Consider the following 20,625-nt stretch of genomic DNA (forward strand, 5'->3'; position numbering starts at 1 on the left):
ATTCGCAATAATTGTTGCGACATCCAGGTGTTGGCTAGCCGGCAGACTGCACTCCTCTTACTGTCGTCCATGCGGTGGCGGGGGAACAACCGCGATAGCTTGCCTTGTGCGCACTGGGTGATGCACAACGTAAGGGTGCTCCCAGACCCAAGCCCTTCGCTCGAGTGCCTAGCTTTGCCGAACCGTTCGCCCCATCATGTTTTCCCAGCTAGGTACAGAGCACATCAAATCGCCTGCGCCAACAGCTTTCGCCCAGCCGGTTTCAGGGTGAATGCTCCCTCAAATCGGTTGAGATAGGCTGGCCGGTCCGCCCCTACAGGGATGTATTGCAGCTTGCCGCAATTCCTTAGCAGAAGCAGTGCATGGAACAGAATGTCTCCCGATTCCTGCGCATCCACAAATCTCGCCGCACCGACCTCGGCAAACCGAGTCAGCCCTTCCTGCTCAGGAGAGAACACAAATCGCTGTTTCTCATCCAGACCGGCGACAGACCGCTCTGTTGCCACGTTCAAGTGTTGAACCAGCACGAAGCGCAGCACGATGTGTCGAGCAAAGTTCTCGGTGGAGTCATGTTTGTGGGCGTTCAATGCTTGGCGCAGGCCCTCGAGGGAAAGCTTTCCCGCATCCCACTCCAAGAACTGCTTAGCGCCATTCTCAGCCGCCAGATTCTCTGCTTCCATCGCACAGACAATCAGAGTCCAAATGGCCTGCCTTGCAGCGTCCTTCCAGCGTTTCTCGTCATGGCCGACGGTTCCTCGAAGTTTAGCCTTCAGGTCCGCAAGGGCAAGGTGCTCGTTGTCGTAGACCAGTCCCGCGGCCTGCAACGTTGCGTACGCACCTTGCGCTTCCTTCGCCCAGTCGTAATTCGCCTGGATGGATTCGAAGACGTGGTTTTCCTTGGCGGGCTTTAGGTAAGCCCCAATCACATCGGCAATATCTTCTTTCTGCCTAGGTGCGGCCGTTTGCTCTGCGAGAAGAATTTGTCGCTCAGCCAATGCCAGCAGAGTTTCCATCGCTAATCGCTGCAGTGCTCGTACCTGGAGAACGGCCCATTGCAGCCGAGTCCTTTCCAGCCCCGAGTCGTCAACGAAGGTGCCTCCCGGAGTGCATCCAGCTGCCATGGCATGCCGGATGTCTTCCACGGTCGTGCTGGCTTCTTCCCGTTCGAGCGCATCCAGCGTTCTGAGTGCAAGCATCAAGCCTTTTCGCCGACTCTTGCCTCCCTCCGAAAGCGCGCCGAACGCCGCTTCAAAATACTGCCGCATAAAGGCGTTCTGCTCTCCGCGTGACGGCGTCTCGAGAACAAGCACCGGCCGCAGCTTATGCAGAAGCCTCTTCGAGCACGTCAGCTCATTCGGGTCTGCCAACCAGCTAGCTAAAGTGGGTTCCAGTTTTCCCACCTCTTCCGCATAAGCTGTGGCCAATGCAGCTCCCGCCTCTGTGCAAGAGTAGGTTCCCCGATGTGATTTCGTACCCTCGTTGAGAAAGCGCAAGCCATTCAGCAAGCTAGGCTTGTACCAGGCCGTGTCCCAAAACGATACCTTGATGTTCGGCCAAGTCTCCTTGCGCAATTCCTCCTCGTCTGGGTCGCCTTCGAAACGGTCCGTACCGGGGTAGCCTTGCAGACCATCAAGCTTCGCGACCCAATTGAGCAGGAGTTGAATTTTCCAGATACCCAATTTCGTCTCTTTGCGCAGCTTCCCAATGTCTCCTCTGCCGTCAGCGAATGCCCGTTGGTGCAATGTATCCACCATCCAGCAAATGGCAGCATAGGGACGAATATGCCGTGCTGCGTTATTCAACCCCGGAAATACGCCGCCATACAGGCGTTCACCGACCGCCCCCATACCAAGGAAGTCGCCTGCGCTTGAGCGCGGTGGCACTGTCGTAAAAGTCGGTCCGGCTGGAATCATAGCGACTCCTTCTCGTCAACTTGCGGGGCTCTAGGCCGCATATCGCGGATGCACGCCTCGTCCTCCCGCAGGTGTCGTCGAATTGCAGCAGAACCAATTCTGAGAAAAATCGGCCGCTTGCACCGGGCCCTGCAGACCGCCATGTGAACAGTCTTCAGCTTTTTGAGTTCCCTTTCGTCTAGCCGCTCGAAGCACTGAGGACACCCTGAAATTTCCTGCTGAATATCAATCACAAGAACAGCGTAGAGCTTATAACTGCGGCCAGGGGACTGTCGCAATGCTTGAACCACATATGCGATGTCCTGCTGTTCATCAGAAACTGAACGCTTCGAATCCTCGAATGCCAGGGCCAGCACGCTATCGATGCGGTCCTCAACGCGCGGCGCGCTGGCAATACGCACGGCTTGTGTAAATAAATCCGGGATTGCAAAACACTTGACCATCAAGGGAATACGTCCCTCATTCCATTCGGACTCCATCAGACCCTGATAGTCTGCCCCAGAGAGTTGCCGGCCAGCGAACATCTCGATTGCTGAACGGATTTGGTCATAGCTCACGGGCTGCTGCCGACGCTCGTGACACAGCGCCGTAATGGCACCAACGCTGGCGACCATCGGCAAGAGATTGTCGACCGCAGTCGGACCAAACCGCTGATGCATCAACGTCGACAAGAGCCCCATCATCTGAGAAGACAGGTGGGTGGGTACCACGTCGGTAGGCGGTACTCGACCCGTATCCACCTCGCGAAGCTCCGCCGGCATGAACGCCCTCAGGTTGGTGCGAATTTTCTGCGGGACGGCCAAGATAGCTAGCGCGTCTGGCATCGGTCCCGCCAAGCGCTTATCGATGGCAACCTGGACGGCGATTCGAGCTTGGGCCACAGATTCTCTGCGCTGTTGCCGCTTCTTGATTGCACGCCGTTCTTCTGTGGAAACGCCCTCATCCTCCTCCGATTCGGCATCACTATCGGCTTCGGCTTCCTCCAATTCGCCATCCTCGTCGTCCGCATCTGGCAACAGAGCTTTCTCGACCTCCTCATCGCTCATCTCGAGCAACTTGCCTAGCGCCTTAAAGATACGAAGGGCTTCCGCACTGGGCTGGTCACTTTTCTTCGTGCCCGCACCCTGTCCCGCGAGCCATTGAGCTTCAGTGACCAACGGGTCTTCTGATTCGGTTTCCCCCGGCTCAGCTTCCTTACTCTGTGGCCGCCCCTTGCTGTTCAACTTGCGCTGGGTTAGCAGCAAGTGCGCAGCGTTCAACAGCAGATAGGCGTCATCGTCGTCATAGACGTCATCCTCAATGCGACCAATCGACTTGGATAGGTCAACCTGCTTTGGCTTTGCACTGAGTTGCGGCTCAACATTGACCCATGTGGTCGCCTCGAAATCTGCTCCCCTCACAGTCAACCACAGCGCCCTGTCCGGCAAGTCCCGAACCAGATTTTCGCTCACCCTCATAGTGGCTCGCCCTTCACCATCAAGCCTTGACGTTAAGCACGGCAAATGAGCTTCGCTATGGTGCAAATCAAGCAGCACCTCCTGTGATACTGGCACCGGAGAACAACACACCTCAAGCACGTGATGGCGCGTGATATGAGCGACGGCATTCACTGTGTCATCGGATGCCAACGGCGCAGGATATTCGCAAGGGATATAACGCGGGACCTCGTCGGTCTGCGCCCAGGTCGCAGTGGTCGATTGAACAACATGACGAACCAGAGAAACTTCGATGTTCTTGGTACTCCATAGGCTCTGCTGCGTCGCATTGACCGAGCCGGTCATCACAAGCGCTTCGCCGTTAGCATCTACCACCTCGAACCACTTGGCATGCAAAAGGCGACCGTTATCCGGGGGTTCGACAAACTGGTCGGGCTTGCTCCCCTCGGAAACATTCTCCAGGAAGGGGGCAATCAATTCATCATTCTTGCGGGCCAGGCCATATCGGACTTGCTTCACGCCCAGCTTGTCACGAAGGCGGACAACCGCCCCAACGTCTTTATCGAAATATGGAGACAGTACAGTCAGCGATTTGGGGCTCGCCAAGTGTTGCCGTGCCAAGTCAACAAACTGAGGGCCTGCCGCATCCGCCAATGTAGTCACCAACCAGGTCTTCCGCGGCCCCACTGCGTTGGCCGCATAGTGGTCTCGCTGCGCTCGCGCTCTTCGAGCGAACTTGGCCAGGATTTCCTCGTCGTCACCAGACAACAGATTCAGACGGGCCGGCAGCAGCTCTAGGAAGTCGGCAATCTCGCCAAAGACCATTGGGTCCGTAGTTGCCATGACTGCATCGACTACCTCAAGCGACCGACTTTGCCCCTGCGTCGTCAGGTTGGCGCTACTGACCACGAACACATCACCATCGTCAGATTCAAGGTACGCAATCTTGGGATGAAAAATGCCCCCGCCTTTACCCTCATTCGTTGGTGTGGTGCTGACGACGCGATAGCGGCTGCCACCGAAGCGACTCGTCGTGTTATCCACGCTTGCCCGAGCCTCGCGCGCATCCAGCATGACAGTGATTTGCTCACAGTCCCCTTTGTGCAATAGAGGATATGGCGCCGCCTCAAACCAAACGGCCGAATAAGTGTACGAAGTGAACAATGCCCGCTTTGGGGCTACCTCTTGGAGAATCTCGTAGAGCGTTGTCATTACCCCCCCTTGTGCAAGGCGCCATTTCGTCTTGTTATTAGGCTCAATAATATCGGTGAGCCCCGCCCCGACAAAGAGCCCAGCGCGACTGTAAAACGCTTGCGCCGAGGCATCACAATGAGTCCTCCAATGCCAGGCCATCATCGCACTCACGTACGTTGGGGACCATCCGAATTCGAGCCCATTTTCGCCGTATGGCTTTTTGCCAGGCGGCGCGTTTTCGTCCCGGCCCCCACGTTCATGCGTACCATGCGGTTGGCAACTGTCCCGGCGCGGGAGGCCGATAGGTGGCACCGGTACGCGAGCGCGGTACCTGGTGCCGAAACTGGAAGTGCACCTCGCGTTCGCTGAGGCGCGCAGGAAGTGACAACCAGCCTTGCCCTGACAACGGTTAACCAGGACTGGCGATACAGTGAACATACCCCTAGCGACCACAAATGAGTCCGCACTAGCCCAGGCCCCACCCGAAGCCACGGGAGCCCTGCGGCCCACCGGTAAATTTCGTACTTACAGATTGAACGGCCGAATATCGTCCTTTCGATAGACGACACATGCTTCAGACGCGCGTTTCCGTGTTTCGGCGACTTGCTTTTTTTCGGTGTCGTCAGAAAAGAACCCTTTGGCGTGGTCGCCTATGACGCTCGGGTCATAAGAGTCGCGACACAACAGCCTCACGTCACCGAACACGAAGCGTGGATATGCCTTGATGGCTATCGCGGTGCTTGCACCGCGTTTCACGGGGATGCCAGCCAGTTGAGCCGCATCGGCTAGCTCCGGTCGGGTGAGTTCAAACGTGCTGGCCTGATTGGAGCGAGCGCCCATAACCTCCATGACCAACGTAGAGAAACCTCGAGGGATGATGGCGAGATACATCACCAAGACGATGATGGACACAGCCGCTCCGAGGAGAAGGTACAGCGCCGGCTGATGAGGCTTCTTTGCCCAACGCTGAGCGTTGAGATAGAACAGGCTTGGCAAATAACCGCAGGAGGATACCGCGATGGTGAAGAAAAACTCGATGGCTTGGTCGCCTGTATGGGCGTTCGGTCCGAGAACGTTGCCGAACATGCTCATCGGCAAGGCGGTTACCATCGCCGCGAATGTCGCCGCTGCGGGCATCCCGATGGAAAACACATTCCATCGCTGCTCATTTTTCCTCTGTCGGACCAGAAACAGCACTGTCGCCGTGACGTATGTCCCGCCTAGAACGGCGAAGATGACCCATCCGCCTTCGAAGCTCATTGACATAGCGACCAACAGCGCGAGCCATATAGCAAACACGTAAAGAAAGTAGCGTGCTGGACGGTCTGTCGCTTCATCGAGTTTCCCGTTTGCCATGGACGACGCTGCTACAACGACGAGAGATGGCATCCACATCTGGAAAAAGTACGCCACTAACATCAGCACCGCCACAAAGAGCACCGCAGCGAGCCCTTCTTTCGACGAGATGGCATCCAGGAAGAGACCTTTCGCGTTAATGCTGTACAAGTAGCTCCACAGCAGCGTAGCTGATACGAACAGCGAGAGGATGAACGACTTCAGAATGACGTCCATGCTGTCTTTGACGAGACTCACTCTGGACGTCATCGCGGACCAGGCCTCACGTTTCGTCGGCCGATGATTTCGATGAAGTTGCGTGCGACGGGGAAGCGTCGACGAGGTTCGATTGCGATACATGTCTACTGATTGTGTGTGGCTTGTTCGCAAGCAGGCCTGGCACCTCCTGCGTCTGAGTGGACGCCACGAAAAGTGGGCCGTACCTGCTTGGCCGCCCCCCAATGAACGGCGGCGCAAATGTGAAGCCGACGGACACAGTCAGCAATTCAATGTTGTTCACAGCAGTTCTAAGCCCCGTCGGTGAGCCGCGCGGAGCCTTGACGGAAAGCGATTTCACATGAAACCACTCCGCGGGGTTACCCCTTAAGCGGGGTGCGCAACGATAGACCGCTGTTGTGAATTCCTGACACGAGACAGACGTACGTTGCAGGGAAAAATAGAGCGCAAAAAAAAAAGCCGCTTGGGTAGCGGCTTACACGTTGACGTACACGATGGATAGAGCCCATCCGCCTGGTTGCCCATCAGTGTTCTCCGGCGGGGGACTGAACGGAAGGGTCGCGTCCGCGCGGGACGCGACACATAGCTTTGAAGACACAGTGCCCTGAGCAGTCACATCAGGTCCGCAAGACTCTCCTCCACATCGGCGTCGAAGTCGGCCGTCCATTCCGAGGCTGACGTGGACGCCAGCGGCTCCGGGGCATCCCGCTGCCCCTCAGCGCGAGCGGTGCCGGGCTCCGTTTTGCCCCGTCCAGCCTTCTTCCTGGTCGGCGTCGGTTTGGTGCTTTCGAGCAGGTCGTCCGTGAATACGCGGTTCGCGAAGGCCTCATCAAGCATGCACTGTTGCGACACCATCACCTCGCCTGTAGAGGACTTCTTCCGCGGCGTAGCGGCCTCCACAGGTTCTTCTTGTTGAGCCTTGTGGAGTGCAACGGCGTCATCATCGGCCTCTTGGGCCTTTTTGGCCTTTGAGGCGCGGTCGGCTTCCAGACGCAGCTCCCACTCAAACCAGGTCATTCTGTCTTGCAGCCGACGTGCATCCTCTTTGCTGACCTGAAGCAGGCTTACGGAGCCGTCCTCCTTGCGCCAATACATGAAGTGAGGGTCCCGAGTGCGCTGCACCTGGATGGGGATGGATTTTCCGTCCTCCCACCGAAGCTTGTGGTCATAGTATTCCCTCAACTCCTCGGAGGAATACGTCAGGTCGTCTCGCGTCATGTTTCCACGCCAACACGAATACTTCTCCCAATCGCTGTATTTCTCCCAGACCTCCACAGGCGACAACTTCCGTTTTCTATCTCCTTCGCGGGCCGCCTGGTAAGCCGTGAAAAGGCGTGCTGGCGTGCTGTTGATTTCCTTCCTTCGCAGCTCGTCAGTCAGCTTGCGGCGCTTCGCGTAGTACAGATTGATGTGGTTGATAGCGAGCAATAGAAAACGCTCGAACTGCTCAACTGACACTGGCGGGGCCTTCTTAGCTGCTCGCCGCTTCTCCTGCGAGAGCGGGTCACGTGCCCGACTGTAGCCTGCATCGGCATTTTGGTAGAACCGCAAAATCAGATTGTTGAGCGACTCACCGATTGCCCTCAATTCTGGGCGTCGTGGCGGCGGAATACTTCTCGCAAGCCTCAGCCTGTCAACGATGGCGCGCAGGACAGACTCGGAGGAGCCCGGGCCATGGTCTACGTATATCTCATCGTAGTTGCCATGCACGAGCCCACGCAGCTCTCCCAAGCCCAGCTCTGCTGCTCTCGAATCTTCGCCACACTTCGGTATGTGAACCGAAGCCAAGCACTCCTTGTAAGCGCGTGCGTTCTCCCTTTTCAGAGAAAGCGAATATCCGACCACCGCCGATGAGAGTCGGGACACCGCAAAGATGACCCAAATCTGGAATGGCGTTTTCCGTCTCCCGTTGGGATGTCTGATGAAGACTTTCGCCTGGAAGCCGTCGACGTCCAGTATCTCGATGGCACCGCCTGTGGGGTCTGTTGCCCTCCCTATCCTGGCTGCATCGTACATCTGGTGCAGCCGTTGGCCATTGCGCTTCCTCTTCAGGTCATTTTCGGCAATCAACCTCTTCGCGTGATACCGGAAGCTGTGGACCGTGGGCGTCAGGAATTTGCTCACCTTTGAGTACAGCTCGACGCACATATGCTGGTATGTAAGAGCGATGTCGAGTTTCTTATCAACGTACCAACGCTCAAGCGCTAACAGCATCTTACGCAAGTCAATCTGTCGCACAGGTGCCTGCTGTTGGGCCACTCGGTCGGGCTCGACTGCAGCCCTGTTTCTGCTTTGGCGCTCGGAGACGTTTTTCCTCCCCGGCTTTCTTCGATTCTTGCCGACTCGCGTCTTTCCACGTCCGCCCCGCAAATCAGTCAAATCAAGGTACGCGTCTTCCTCTCCACCGAAATAGAAGTACCGATGCAACAACAGCTTCAGCTTCTTTTGATAGCTGCGGTTCTTTCCTAGCGCGAGGCAAATGCGCCGCACTGACTGCTGAAGTGCCTCCTTGCTCATGAGAACCGCATCGTTGATAGGTTCGCGGTCCGTCCACGTAGCAATGTCATGAGTCACGCACAGCATTGCCCGAACAAGGGCCTTGTTCCTTGAAACATTGGCCTGGGCCGATTCACTCTTTTTTTGCACTGGGTTCTGGAAAGTCGTGACCTCAACGTCATCGAGCGCTCCCGGCTCTTTCTCGAGCGACCACGTATGCCAACGACCGGGCCCACTAAGCGACACCGCGTCGCTTAGCTCCAGAACGAACAGTTCGCGCGTCGCAGGATTCCAGGCTACAGCTCGATACCTTTTCCCCTTCCCGTCACGACGCCTGGAGAAGGACGCAAATCGACATAGCCCTCCTGGCCACGTTGAGGCATGGACCTCTCGGAGCCACACAGCGAGTTCGTGGTCGGCCTTTTGTGGGGCCACGGGCAAAATATCGCTCCAGGGCGCTGTAGCGTGCACCGGCTGGGGTGCTTCTACGGTCAAATCCATGCCCAACTCCTCAGCATTTCCGTCGGTGTAGCGGGTGTTCTCCGCTTTGCACCGCCGCTCTCCCCCGCGAAGACGATGGGCCTTTCCGGGTCAAACAGAACATTGCGGTCTAGCCGTAGGAAACCGAAGGCCACTGCGGTTGCAAAGAGATACTCGCTGGCGTCAGGCACTAACCCGAGCGTGCGCGCGGCACGCCGTCGGACTGCGTTTGCTGAGCCTCTTCGGCTGCCCTTCAGAAGCGCTTGCGAGAACGTTCCGGCCAGGTCGTAGAGCGACCATATGTCCGTATCACGCACCGTGTGATAAAGAAGTCGGCAGTTGGTGTAGTGCTCGTCTGTGACTACATCGCCTTTGACCAGCTCCCATGACCAGCCGAGCTTCGCGAGATAGGCTCGCTCGCGTTCTTCGCGTCTCGCGTCTTGGTCTGTCGGTACATGGAAAGGACTCTTGACTGAGATAGCGTGGTAGCGCGGCACCAGGCAAGTCGGCGTGACGTACGTGACGACGACGTCCAATGTCGTCATCTCTGTACGGCGTACCCGCCGACCCTGCTGTTGTGCAAGGAGAAGCGTATCGTCGTCACAGAACGGATATTGCTCGCGAATATCGATGACATACGGATGGAACATCAGCGCGTACAGTACGCGTGTCTCATTCGTCGACAGTGCCTCCAGGCGCCGGTCGAACTTGAGGTCGGCGAGCGTCGTACGTGTACTGTTCCTTGGTGGCCGCGCCTTGTGAAACGCAGCGTAGAGCGGCCCCTGGTGCATGCCGTAGGGGTCCAAAGGCGTGAGTGCGATGTCCCTTGGTGTAACGAAGGGAGCATTCAATTCAAAAATTTTCATGACTTAGATGCCGGCAGCAGGTGCCGCTGATTCGACGAGATATGGCAGCACACGCATGCGCGCCAGATATTCGGTTTTGGTCTCCGCGCAGCGCTTCAGCGCTTGAGCGGCTTTCGGCAGCAAATGGCGGATGCGGAACCATGCCGGCCCCATCGGATGTCCGTCCAGCAGTTGCTTGGAACTGATTCGCCCAGGATGGCCGGCGGCTACCAGGGCTTCGGAGCGCGCATAGATGTGCTCCACAATTGAGGAATCGAGTTCGGCAACATCGCCGAGTACCTCCACGTCGGCCGCATCAAGCTCATCCCGCGTGAGCAGCTCGCGAGCGCCTTCAGGCAATTGCAGGAGCAGCGTCGCCCTGTGAGCGCCAGGTCGCTCATGGCGAAGCTGCTTGTAAACTGCCAATAGCGTAGTGGCGTCATTCCTCGTTGGCACTTGACGGGTCTTCTTGCGGCGATGGTCGACCTGCAGGTCACTTCCCGCCACAAACGCCCCATACCGGCGCATGGCCCGGCTCGCCGGCCAGCGAGCTCCGTGTGCCGCGCGCTCGACGGCGTCCCAGGTTCCCCAGAGGCCGAGCAGCAAAGCGATGGTTCGAAGTGGGTGGCGCAGGACAGCGCGTCCCCTCAGCACATTTCCGACGCGAGCGAACGGAATGGTGTGAAAGCTCATGCGTTCGAACGATTCGCGCAGCCGCGCCTCCTGTATGAAAGCGAGCCAGGCCTTCTGCCGTCCTTCCTCTCGCCGCGGGATTCCGATTCGGTCTGCACCGAGCCGAACCAACGAGCCAATGGAGCGTGCGTCGAGTTGCGGGAGGTAGCTGCAATCAAGCAGCTTGCTAGCCGCGTGAGCCACCTCAATCTCAAAGGCAATTGAACCGAGGCTCAAAGCCCCCTTACCGACCAAAGGAATCAGAGGGCAGTCGCATCGGTGGCCTGGAAGCGGTATGAGGGAAGCCCAATTGTTCGGAGTACACGCCCTACACGGTGCAAGGAGCGGCTTTGCGTGCTTTGCACAGAACAACCCCCCAGGGATTTGATGCTCGATACGCCAAAACGGCACTCCGGTAGGAGCGATGTCATGTCGCACGCAATCGTCGCAATACGCGGGCTGGAACGTTGCCCAGCCACTGTGCGGTCCGCCGGCGCCAATCATCGCTGGCAAACCATGAACCGGCTCCCCCAGCAGATGCGAGCGAACCTTGGTTGCATCCTCCGGTGGCAGCATGCGGCTATACAACGGGTAGAGTGTGTGACGGTCGACAACGTAATCGGCCGGTCCGATGACGCTCTCGAATGGACGAGCGCGTTGAGCAATGCGGCTTGGAAAACACCACGATTTGAAGTCCGGGCACGCCGTTGCGGTTACTTCGTGCCGAGCATAGTGTCCCGGCCACCACTCACCGGGCGCCAATCCGCTCATCTGCAAATAGTGCAGGCGTGTCATCGTGCTTGCTCCTCGCGGTCGACTGCGTGCAGAGCGCGATTGAGGGTGGACTCGCGAAGACTCACTCGCCGCGCCAGCACGGAAAGGGCTGCGGCATGTGGGTCAGGCTCGAGGGCATCCTGTAGAGAGGCGACACGCGCGTGCGCCAGCTCCGCGCGGGAAATACATTGCCGAGACACGCCAGCGTCAATGGCAGACAGCCGGCCATAGGCGTAGTCCGTCACGCCGAGCCGCACCCGAACTTGGTATGCCGTGCCGAGATGGAGCAAGCCGCGGCGGTCCTGCCGCGGGACCGCTGGGACACGGACACACGGCGCGAGCAACGCTTCCAACTTCGAACTACGTCTTCCACCTCGTCTGGTTGCGTTGGGCGGTTGATGACAGAGCAACCAAGCGCGGTCATTGCGATAGAGCCATGCCCAAACCGCGTAGAGTCCACGTCTGAGCGCCGTCCTTCCCGCATCGGGATGTGCTGCCTTGTGGGCGAGCCACTGCTGACGGTGAGTCTTGATGTCGGCACGTGATGGTCGATATGCCGCACCGGCTTGCCGAGACGGTACCGTCCGCACAGCAGGCTTGGCTGGCGCTATACAGCAGGACCCTCCCTGGCGCGCGATGAACCAATTCAACAGCGCCAACCAGGCCGGGTGCATGGGACGTTCTTCGCGCTCTGCGGCGCGCAGCAACCAAGCAGCGAAGCCCTCGAATGTTGTGACCGTAGTGAGCCGACAATCTTCGAATCCCTCTCGGGCAACCAGAGTCCAATCGCTCGTAAGATGAGATATGTTCCAGCGGCCGCCCGCGCGCCGGTAGCCACAAGCAGTCAGCTTTGCCAGGGCGTTCGCGCGGAGGTCCTCAGGGCTTTGCTTCAACAAAAGCGCACGGGCGCACGCCGCGTACAACTCACTGTTGCGACGAGCCCCTGGCCGGCCGAGCATGAACATCCCGGCTTCATAGGTACTGGACTCATCCTCCAGATGGAGCAGTTCGCCATGGTCTCCACACCTGGAGATGAAGGGTAGGCAATGGCATACGAAAGAGGGCTGCCTCCCGATGACTAGCATCGCCTCTGCCTTGCAGACTGGGCAACGCAGCCCATATCGGTTTCCTGGTTCCAGAAGTGCCGGGAGCCGGGGAAACACCGTCCGGCTCCGTGTTCCGAATTGGAGTTGAGCAACACCACGTGCCGCGCACTCTGGAGCCATCCCCGCAGCAAAAGCGGGAAAGCATGAGTGCTCCGTCAAGATGTCCCACGGCGACCCGTACAGGTCTCCCAGTGTCTGTTGCCATGTCTGAAGCCGGCAAGGCACGCTATAGAGGAACGCACCACCCCGTCGAAAACTAAGATTGGCAAGCCGTTTTGTCGCGGGCTCGACCGATACAGCAGCATCGGATACCAGGATGCTGGTGGCCGACTCTCCGGCCAGTGTGTTCAGAGGAAGATGATTCATTTCGGGTCCTCCTTTTGGAACTGCAGACCCGCTCGTGACGTCACCGGCATGCGTTCGGGCATGGGAACGAGCAACGGTGCGTGGCCAGTTGGCAACCAGTCGCTGAACCGACGCAAGCCATCCACTGTGAAGCCTCGGCCATCCCCAATGGTTTTGAGCGTCTGCAACGCAGGCCTTTCGATGTAGAGGGCCTCGTCAATCAGAGTGGGGAGGTTGTGTGGTGCCTTCGACACGTCGCCTTTGCCGACAGAGCGCGCCAGTGCAAAACAGACCTTCTGGACCAGGGCGAGTCGGCAATGCGTCTTCTTTGCCAGGGTCTCGACAAGCCAGCTCGGTGCGGGACCCTGGCCCTTCATCGTCTTCTGGAATGCCAAGGTGCAGAGGTCAGCGTAAGCCTGCGAGGTCGCCGATGGCGGGTCCATGCACAGCACGCCTCCGGCAGTCAGCTCGCTAGCTGCGCTGGTTTTGCGCATCAGATGCGAAGCCGCCGCGGTGCTTGCCATCATTAAGATGGGAATCCCGGTGGTCCGAGTGAACTGGCCCAGCAGGTTCCACAGCCCATTTGCCGCCTCGGTCCCTGAATCCCGACAATTGATGCGCTCCACGATAATGAGGCCAACGTTCGCAGCAATGCTGAAACCGCTGAGGATTGAGAGCGCTTCTTCATGGAGCCGGAAGCGCGACGGTCGAATAGCCGCGGAGTAATGCGAGCCGAGTGCTCTGTCGAACGCGCCTAAGAAGTTCGTCACGAACTGTGTCGGAGCGCCGCCGTCAGGCCACAGCACCCGCAACACCGGAATTTGGATGTAGTGCACGCTCCCTGTCGGCGTGGGCGCGTGCAGAGGAATCGGTTCTTCCCCGAGGAAGCTCGCGATGCGCTCGGCAATGACACGGCGCCCCATTCGCGCTGGTGTGACAAAGAGCAAGCCACGCGGTCGGGCCCCCGGAACATTCAGCTCAGGCCTCAACCAGAGATGGCCGTGCCTGTCGCTCCCCTGAGCGGCGGCAGACAAGGCCGAATGGGCCGTGGCGTGGAATGCGGGGGACAGGGGATTCCGGTGAGCATAGCCTCTTCGTACCAAGGCGGTCACCTGCGCAAGCAGGCGGGTGTGTTCGGGAAACGGAACCAACGGTTGCTCCTCGTCTTGCCCAATCCGACTGCGGCGCACAGCTCGATTCGCTGGCACAGGCGCGTCGGGATGCCAGTCGCGGAGAAATATCGTTGCTGCCGCGTTCCCCTTCGGCACCGCCGGGAGGTTGTTGACACAGGGGTTGTCCCGGTCGGCCGGCAGGACATCTACGACGGTCGTGTTTTCGTTTTTATGGTTCATTGCTGAAAAACCGGATGGGTTACGCCGTTTCCGGGCGAGCTGGGGCCTCGCAAACGGCGCGATACATTGATGGTGTCCGGGCTTACTGAAGACGAGCGGGCGCAACACCGCCAGCGCGCTTGCGAAAGCACGCGCGCAGCTAGCCATCCGCCGGGTCAAACGGCGGTGCAGCCCGGCGGCGAAGAGCTATGCGTTAGCGTCTCGGTGAGCTCGGTCCTGAGGCGTGGTCAGGCAGCTGAGCTGCCTGGCGCAACCGCACACAGCGGTGGCCGCAAACGAGCACGCGCGGGGACCGGCAACGAGTTGTCGGCAGGATGTGAGGAGGGGAACGGAGCAGTTGCTCCGCGGAAGGATGGGGATGTAGGGGTAGCCACAATTTTCTCCACGTCGGTTAGCCGCCCGTCGCCGGGCGGACGAAGGCACTTGACCAAAGGGAGACGTTGTGGCAGGATACGCGCGAGGTTCGCAATCTCATGCGTTCCCGGTAACGGGAGCGCCCCAAGGGCAAGGCCGGTTCATCCGGCACTTGCCCTTACTTTTTGGCGGGTACTGAAAGCCAAAACGCAAAGACAAGTGCCGGACATCTTTGACTGAGGTGCTTGATATAAAACTTGCACTTTCAGCCGGGCGAAATGTTAATGATTGGAGAGCGCGAAAACAACCCTACGCCGCAATCAACTTTTCAAAAAAGAGCAGTAAATTTAACTACCAATAGACTCGTCCATTCGCGCAATCCGTATAACAAAAAATCCAGTCGCAATCATGCGATTTTCTCGGAAAACATTGCGCGTATTGGCTTCGCAGCCTGTTAACTTCCGAAGTTAACTTACCCGTTTTTAATATTTAAACGTTATATATGAATAGAGCGCTCCGCGATGGAGTTAACATCTGCAGCGAGCGCCTCGCATTTGCGAAATCACCTAACTGACACTCTCTCGCGTCGATGCGTGGTCGTGACGCAACATATTCAGCGGTACACTATCCGGTCAAGTCATCGCTAAGCAATACAGCGGTAGACGTCAGCGCACCAACAAGGGAACACCGTCAGGGAACGCAATCGTGAGTCACGTGGAAACGCCATGGACGCGACTGGCCTCTCGTACACTGCGAGGGTTGCTCATTCGGAAGGGCGAAACCTATGCGACCGCAGCGGAACGGCTGCGCAACGGCGGAGGGAGTGAGTCGACCCGAAGTGTTGAGGGCAAGGCCACACGCGGGACATACTCGCTGGCGTTCTTTTTGCAGGTTCTCGCCGCTGTTGAATCTGAAAGCCCTGCTCACTGGACGAGAGTCCTGGACCGATGCAATGACTGGGAAGAATGTGCGACACATATCTTCCTCCTAGAGCTGAAGAAGCAAAGCGTAGACCTGACAAGGTTTGCAAAACACCTTGCAAAGGTCAGCGCAGACATCACGCCAGAAGCACTGACGGCGCTGATTGAAACCGGTAGCTTCCCCTTCACCCTATTGCTGCAACTCTCAAGCCTCTCAAGCATCACGGGCTTGGAGCGTTTCGTCGACCACAGCGACATTGCAGCAGCCGCAGCGGAAAGCAAGCAGCATCTTTCCACCTAGATTTGCGAACCACACCAGGCATTCCCCTATATTCATGGTGTGGAATATTCCACACCATGAATATAGAGTCGTTCGAGAAAAACGCAAGAACAATAAGGGCGGCACGCCTACTACTCACAAGCTCGACGTCTATTGAAGGAGACATTGGAAAAAGCATGCTCGTGGTCTAAAACGGAGATGGCCACGCCTCGATAAAGCTCCAGTGAGACGGGCCGCCCTTTTCACAAACCTGGGACGTTTCTTTGGCGACTACGGCTGTGGACTCCGAGACTGAAAGCGCAACGCATCCAATTTGGTCGGCAGCGGCAGTTAAGCTTATGCGTCAGCTCGACGTTCCAATGGCGGCTCGAGGTCCTGTCACATACCAACGTGATTTCGTCCAACGGTACACACCGAACCAATCGCAGTTGATGCCGCGCGGAGTAGCAGCAGAACTCTATCGCGCGGGCAGTCAGTGGGCAGGCGCCTATGCAGGCCAACCCCTCACGGAATCGCTCGTCGACCTGTCCTGGAACTCAGGTCGACTGGAAGGCAACCGCTACAGCTTGGACGCGGCGGCGAAACTGCTCAACGGTGGTCCGCTCCGCTGTGACGCCGACACTGTGATGCTGCTCAATCACAAAGCGGCTGTTGAATTCCTTGCTGACAGTGTTTCTCAGGAAGGCCTTTCAGCCCTAGTCCTGCGGAACGTGCACGCGATTCTCATGCAGGACCTGGTTGCAGATAGCAGCTCGCTTGGCGCCATTCGTCAGGGCCCGTTAGGCATTGCCGGCACGCTCTACTCACCAATGCAGGAGCCTGATGTCATCGAGGCGATGGTGGAATCAATCGTGGAGAAAGCGGCCCGCATCGAGAACCCAGTCGAGGCTGCCCTCTTTCTGTGGGTACAGCTTGCGTATCTGCAACCGTTTTGCCACGGCAACGAACTGACCGGCCGGCTCGTGGCAAACATCCCGCTGGTGCTTAACAACTGCGCTCCCCTGACGTTTCAGGATGTCACCAGAAGCGACTATGCGAGTGCGATGCTTGCCGTATATGAGCTCCAGGATGCCACGCTTGCCGCCGACCTGCTTTCGTGGACATATCAGAGGTTCCTGACGAAATGTGCGGCAGGGCGATGATGACTTCCGAAAATCAAATCGACCTGGACATTGCACTGCGCAAGTTGCATGAACTGGCGCTGGAAGATGGCGACCTAGGTTACGAGTATTGGCATCAGATTGCTCAGTTGCTCCGGCGGGCAGCCAGTATGGAGGCTGAAATTGAGGCACTCTCGCAAGAGCTCGAAAAGTGCCGCGCGAAGCGTGGCAAGTAATGTCGGTAAGCGGCAGATGCTTGGGCGACGAGACGGTTTCCGAACGGGTCCTGGTGGACGTATAGCTGGCCTTATTGCACCTCTGCACGTCGAGTGAGCGGTTAGCCAGCGTGGCCGTCCCTTCGACGAGACCGCATAAGCTCCTTGCAACGGGCAGCCACGCGGAAGTTTGTCTCCGCGAGATGGGAAAGCACCCGTTCCATCTCTCCGTCGTCAATGAAAGGGTAGACCTCAAGGTGGAGCGCGATTAGCAACTTTCTATTGTCCCGACCCTCGCGCAGCCAGGCTTCGATAGTCCGAGTAACGTTCGCCCCATTGTCGTCTGTTTGCCATGCAAGCAGGTCGAACAGTTGCGCAACAAGCTCGAACGGCACTGTTCTCGGAATTTCGGAGAAGAGGACATTGGCTAAATCCCGCTCACCAAATTCTCTGACTACCGCAGCCGCGGCATCGAAGGACACCGAATACTCTTTGTCGTCGCGCTCCAAGCAGATTGCGTCCAAGGCTGCAGAGATAACAGGGTGCATAGGAAGACATGTTACGAGGCATCGTGGAATGGCCGTTTTGTGGCCGAAAGCGGACGGTGCCTATCTAATCCCGCCTTAGCCGGATGTCGACGAGCCGTCTCCAGCTCCTAGGCTGCCTCTTCTCTTAGACGACTCGAGCCGCCTATGACCGACAACATCTTATTTTGCGTTGTCACATAAGTAGTCCGGCCACAGCCCACCCGACCGCAATGCAGCTTCCACTGCATCGAGGTACTGCGGCACAAACGCATAGTAGGCCGCCGCCCTGGGGGCGCCTGGCAGAAACTCGCGTATTTGGTTGCGACCACGAGACACAAGCACAGGTATCGGCTCGAAATTCTCGCTTACCCAACAGCCCACAATGTGGTTAACCGTGCTGGAGAGCTGATAGACCGTCGCGTCGCGCCGATAAATCCATGCACCCATGAACTCGATTTTGTTGGCGTCCCGGCTCATCGCCGTGACCTTCTGCACCAATTCCGGCGCCATCATGGTTTTTTCCTACAGGCATGGTCGTGTGCAACAGCAAAAGCGTACCAGCAGCTTCGAAGGTCCTCTTCTGGCCGTCAGCGGCCAACCGCTAAAGTCCTGAAACGTATCGCCACGTCTTGAAAGCTAGCCACTCTACCGAGAGTAGAACCAGTCGAGAAACTCCGGCGCAACGTCGGGCGTGAGCTCCAGAGCAGCTTCAGCCACCGCGCCGTAACCTTTCGCCGCTGCGATTGACGCCAATGCGCACGCCAGGAATCCGCCATCCCAGTCCCTGTCAGCCGCCAATGCAACGAGACGAGGCAGTGCCGCCAACGCAGCGAAATAATCAACGCGAAGGTCCTCTGGGACCTGCACGCCGTTCTGCTGGCGCCAAGCCTCCACCACTGCAGGAAATTGGAAGTAGGCGAAATCGGCCCTCAACGGCGCAATAGCCAGTGCGCGTACAACGTGGGGAACCGCCGCGAAGGTTGCAGGGTAGACGTCACCTTGATGTGCCAGCGAGCTCCACAGCGAATACCAAGGCTCCGCATTGTCGAGAGAGGATGGAAACGCCTCCAACTGCTCAAGGAGCGCAGGAGTGTCATGCGCCTTCCCATATGCATGGTCAAGCTCCGTCCAGCGAGAGCTATCGAGCGGTAGGCAATTTACTGGAAACGCGGCGGCCATATGTGAACGCTGGTGGGCGAGACTTGAAAGGAAACCGGACGCTCAGGACCGGGCGAAAGGCATTGGCCACTTGCTCAGGCCCTCCCTGCCGTACTCACGCAAATGGGGGTCTGCATGCTGGGCTAAGTGCTGAAGAATCTCGCGAGATTCCGGTGTTCCGATTCGCGCGAGTGCGTAGGTGCACTTGCGCTGGAATTCATGAAGGTTCTGCCATTGAACCATGTACTGGAAAGTCTTCTCCGCGGCTTCGGCAATCGCTGGAATAGCGACAGGGTCTCCGAAAAGCCCAAGGTCGAAGACGATGTCCTCATGACGCTCGTGACCTTCAAGGGTCAGTAGTTCAACCAAAAGGGGTACGCGCGAGCGGTCGTCTTCCGCCAAGGAGTCCAACGCTGCGCAAAGTGCAGCGACATCTTCAGAGCAACTCATTTCTCATACCTGAATGTCTGTTTGTGCCGGGAGCGGCCGCACGGTCAATTCGATATGTCTTCTCGTATCGACTTGGAATTTTTGGGCTCCCAGTAGCCGCCGCTACCGTGATACGTTTCCGCGTGCAGCCAGAACTCTTCGCTGCAATGCAGGCAGCGAAAATGGTATTCAACGTAGTCATCCCACTTTTCTCCTCTCAGGAGTTCCTCGAAGGAGATGGAGGCGTTTCGGGGCTCAGAAATGGTTTCGACAAGCACCCCATCTGCGATGTTCTGTGCCGCAACTCTCACTGCTTTGTCCAGCTCGCGGGGATGTCGGATTGCGTAGCGAACACAAAGGTCTGCACATTTTTGACACGGCACGAGGGCCTCCGTCGAATCTCGCTTGGGCAGGAAGTCGTCCGATTTTCGATGATTGTGGCAATCATATCGAACGACAGAGGTTGGCTGATGGCAGACGGTGGCTATGGGTCGTCGCCTTTTCCTCTCAACGTGCCAGCACCTATCCAAGAGGCGACAACTACATTCACCGTTTCGACCACCGTATCCCAGTCGTTGGGGTCAAGTCCGTGTGATTCGATGCCATCGAGCGCGGCGATAGCTAGCCGCGTTGAGTGGTCACTTGCAACGTGGAAGCGGTCCTTAATCAACGCTGCCGCTCTTGCAATCATATCGCTGCTATAAAACACACTCATAGCTTGCTCGGTAGACTTGTTTGGACCCCGACTACCTCTTCAGCGCAAGTAGCGCATCATGCGCGTTCTCGACCACAAATTTTCGACCATCCTCGTCGGCCAATCGCACGTATTGCATAAGTTTGCTCGGGGCAACATCTTTGAGAACCCACAACGCAGCTATGCGTTGGTATTCGTGCCCCGTGCGCCACGCCCTCTCCGCAAGACGCTCGGCGTGCGGCGACTTCAATGCTCCAAGAGCGAGCAAGGCGCGTCTGCTGACGTATTCATCCTCGTCATCAACTAAGCGAAGGAGCTGTAATTCTCCTTCCTCTCTATTCGTGGATAGCGCCCCGAGCTGCACAGCCACTTGCCACTTTGCATCTGGCTCTGATGAGTCGATTGCTAGCCGCGCGAGTTCCAGAAGCGCGTCAGGCTTGCCAGCAAGTTGACGGGAAATCCATTCCATCTCATTGTCGCGGGCAATCGCATAGAGCAAGTTTGCACGGCAGCTTTCGCTCCACGCGTTCGGCGGAACGGATTCCAATACCGCAACTGCGGCATCCCATAGTGATTGCCAGTGGTCGTAGCTACACTCCCACTCGCCAGTTCGCTGGTGAGGCGGGAACAAGGCCGCCCACGCATTGAATTTCTCTACTTCTTCTTGCAATGCATCTGACGCGTTCATGGAGCCGCTTCTTCTATGGACTTCGGGATTGCTTGTCACTATGACACCTCGTACCGACGAATGCTCCTAGCTGAA

The 20,625-nt window shown here is 57.8% G+C and carries 17 protein-coding genes; 3 read left to right on the top strand and 14 right to left on the bottom strand.

The window, feature by feature from the left end; genetic code table 11:
• Positions 1 to 224 precede the first annotated feature (224 nt).
• From ACEN9T_RS24060 to ACEN9T_RS24095, 8 genes are all read right to left on the bottom strand, one after another.
• On the bottom strand, positions 225 to 1,913 hold the full coding sequence (locus ACEN9T_RS24060; protein ID WP_413707257.1) for a hypothetical protein: 1,689 nt from the start codon (positions 1,911 to 1,913) through the stop codon (positions 225 to 227).
• On the bottom strand, positions 1,910 to 4,561 hold the full coding sequence (locus ACEN9T_RS24065; protein WP_413707258.1) for a hypothetical protein: 2,652 nt from the start codon (positions 4,559 to 4,561) through the stop codon (positions 1,910 to 1,912). Before ACEN9T_RS24065 ends, ACEN9T_RS24060 begins: the two co-directional genes overlap by 4 nt.
• A gap of 507 nt (positions 4,562 to 5,068) precedes the next feature.
• Positions 5,069 to 6,115: a hypothetical protein gene (locus ACEN9T_RS24070; protein WP_413707259.1), complete on the bottom strand. Its 1,047-nt coding sequence runs from the start codon at positions 6,113 to 6,115 to the stop codon at positions 5,069 to 5,071.
• 612 nt (positions 6,116 to 6,727) lie between these two features.
• Complete coding sequence (locus ACEN9T_RS24075; RefSeq protein ID WP_413707260.1) at positions 6,728 to 9,112, bottom strand: hypothetical protein; 2,385 nt, start codon at positions 9,110 to 9,112, stop codon at positions 6,728 to 6,730.
• Positions 9,103 to 9,957 (bottom strand): TnsA endonuclease N-terminal domain-containing protein, encoded by an 855-nt coding sequence (locus ACEN9T_RS24080; protein WP_413707261.1) that lies wholly within the window; start codon positions 9,955 to 9,957, stop codon positions 9,103 to 9,105. The genes ACEN9T_RS24075 and ACEN9T_RS24080 overlap by 10 nt, the downstream gene beginning before the upstream one ends.
• Before the next feature lie 3 nt (positions 9,958 to 9,960).
• A complete protein-coding gene (locus tag ACEN9T_RS24085; protein WP_413707262.1) occupies positions 9,961 to 10,845 on the bottom strand; it encodes a hypothetical protein in 885 nt (294 codons plus the stop codon).
• Positions 10,846 to 11,399: 554 nt separating this feature from the next.
• Positions 11,400 to 12,854, bottom strand: a complete 1,455-nt coding sequence (locus tag ACEN9T_RS24090; protein ID WP_413707263.1) for a TnsD family Tn7-like transposition protein — start codon at positions 12,852 to 12,854, stop codon at positions 11,400 to 11,402.
• Positions 12,851 to 13,756, bottom strand: coding sequence for a hypothetical protein (locus ACEN9T_RS24095; protein ID WP_413707264.1), 906 nt, complete (start codon positions 13,754 to 13,756; stop codon positions 12,851 to 12,853). Before ACEN9T_RS24095 ends, ACEN9T_RS24090 begins: the two co-directional genes overlap by 4 nt.
• Before the next feature lie 1,488 nt (positions 13,757 to 15,244).
• Here ACEN9T_RS24095 and ACEN9T_RS24100 point away from each other — a divergent pair.
• From ACEN9T_RS24100 to ACEN9T_RS24110, 3 genes are all read left to right on the top strand, one after another.
• Entirely contained in the window at positions 15,245 to 15,760 is a 516-nt protein-coding gene (locus ACEN9T_RS24100; protein WP_413707265.1) for a DUF6471 domain-containing protein, read from the top strand.
• Between the two features lie 317 nt (positions 15,761 to 16,077).
• On the top strand, positions 16,078 to 16,881 hold the full coding sequence (locus ACEN9T_RS24105) for a Fic family protein (protein ID WP_413707266.1): 804 nt from the start codon (positions 16,078 to 16,080) through the stop codon (positions 16,879 to 16,881).
• Positions 16,878 to 17,075 carry a hypothetical protein gene (locus tag ACEN9T_RS24110; protein WP_413707267.1) on the top strand — a complete coding sequence of 66 codons (198 nt, stop codon included), beginning with the start codon at positions 16,878 to 16,880 and terminating at the stop codon, positions 17,073 to 17,075. The genes ACEN9T_RS24105 and ACEN9T_RS24110 overlap by 4 nt, the downstream gene beginning before the upstream one ends.
• 101 nt (positions 17,076 to 17,176) lie before the next feature.
• On the opposite strand, the gene ACEN9T_RS24115 is transcribed toward ACEN9T_RS24110, so the two are convergent.
• The 6 genes from ACEN9T_RS24115 to ACEN9T_RS24140 all read right to left on the bottom strand — a co-directional run bounded on the left by ACEN9T_RS24115 (position 17,177) and on the right by ACEN9T_RS24140 (position 20,550).
• Positions 17,177 to 17,563 carry a hypothetical protein gene (locus tag ACEN9T_RS24115; protein ID WP_413707268.1) on the bottom strand — a complete coding sequence of 129 codons (387 nt, stop codon included), beginning with the start codon at positions 17,561 to 17,563 and terminating at the stop codon, positions 17,177 to 17,179.
• A gap of 198 nt (positions 17,564 to 17,761) precedes the next feature.
• Positions 17,762 to 18,094 carry a hypothetical protein gene (locus ACEN9T_RS24120; RefSeq protein WP_413707269.1) on the bottom strand — a complete coding sequence of 111 codons (333 nt, stop codon included), beginning with the start codon at positions 18,092 to 18,094 and terminating at the stop codon, positions 17,762 to 17,764.
• Between the two features lie 132 nt (positions 18,095 to 18,226).
• Positions 18,227 to 18,760: a hypothetical protein gene (locus ACEN9T_RS24125; protein WP_413707270.1), complete on the bottom strand. Its 534-nt coding sequence runs from the start codon at positions 18,758 to 18,760 to the stop codon at positions 18,227 to 18,229.
• Between the two features lie 42 nt (positions 18,761 to 18,802).
• The gene (locus ACEN9T_RS24130; protein ID WP_413707271.1) at positions 18,803 to 19,189 is read right to left on the bottom strand and encodes a hypothetical protein; all 387 of its coding nucleotides are present in this window, start codon (positions 19,187 to 19,189) and stop codon (positions 18,803 to 18,805) included.
• A gap of 463 nt (positions 19,190 to 19,652) precedes the next feature.
• On the bottom strand, positions 19,653 to 19,883 hold the full coding sequence (locus tag ACEN9T_RS24135; RefSeq protein WP_366171666.1) for a hypothetical protein: 231 nt from the start codon (positions 19,881 to 19,883) through the stop codon (positions 19,653 to 19,655).
• A gap of 31 nt (positions 19,884 to 19,914) precedes the next feature.
• On the bottom strand, positions 19,915 to 20,550 hold the full coding sequence (locus ACEN9T_RS24140) for a HEAT repeat domain-containing protein (protein WP_366171664.1): 636 nt from the start codon (positions 20,548 to 20,550) through the stop codon (positions 19,915 to 19,917).
• Positions 20,551 to 20,625: the final 75 nt, after the last annotated feature.

Source organism: Ralstonia sp. Ralssp110 (assembly GCF_047325135.1).
In the GTDB taxonomy this organism is placed as follows: domain Bacteria; phylum Pseudomonadota; class Gammaproteobacteria; order Burkholderiales; family Burkholderiaceae; genus Ralstonia; species Ralstonia mojiangensis.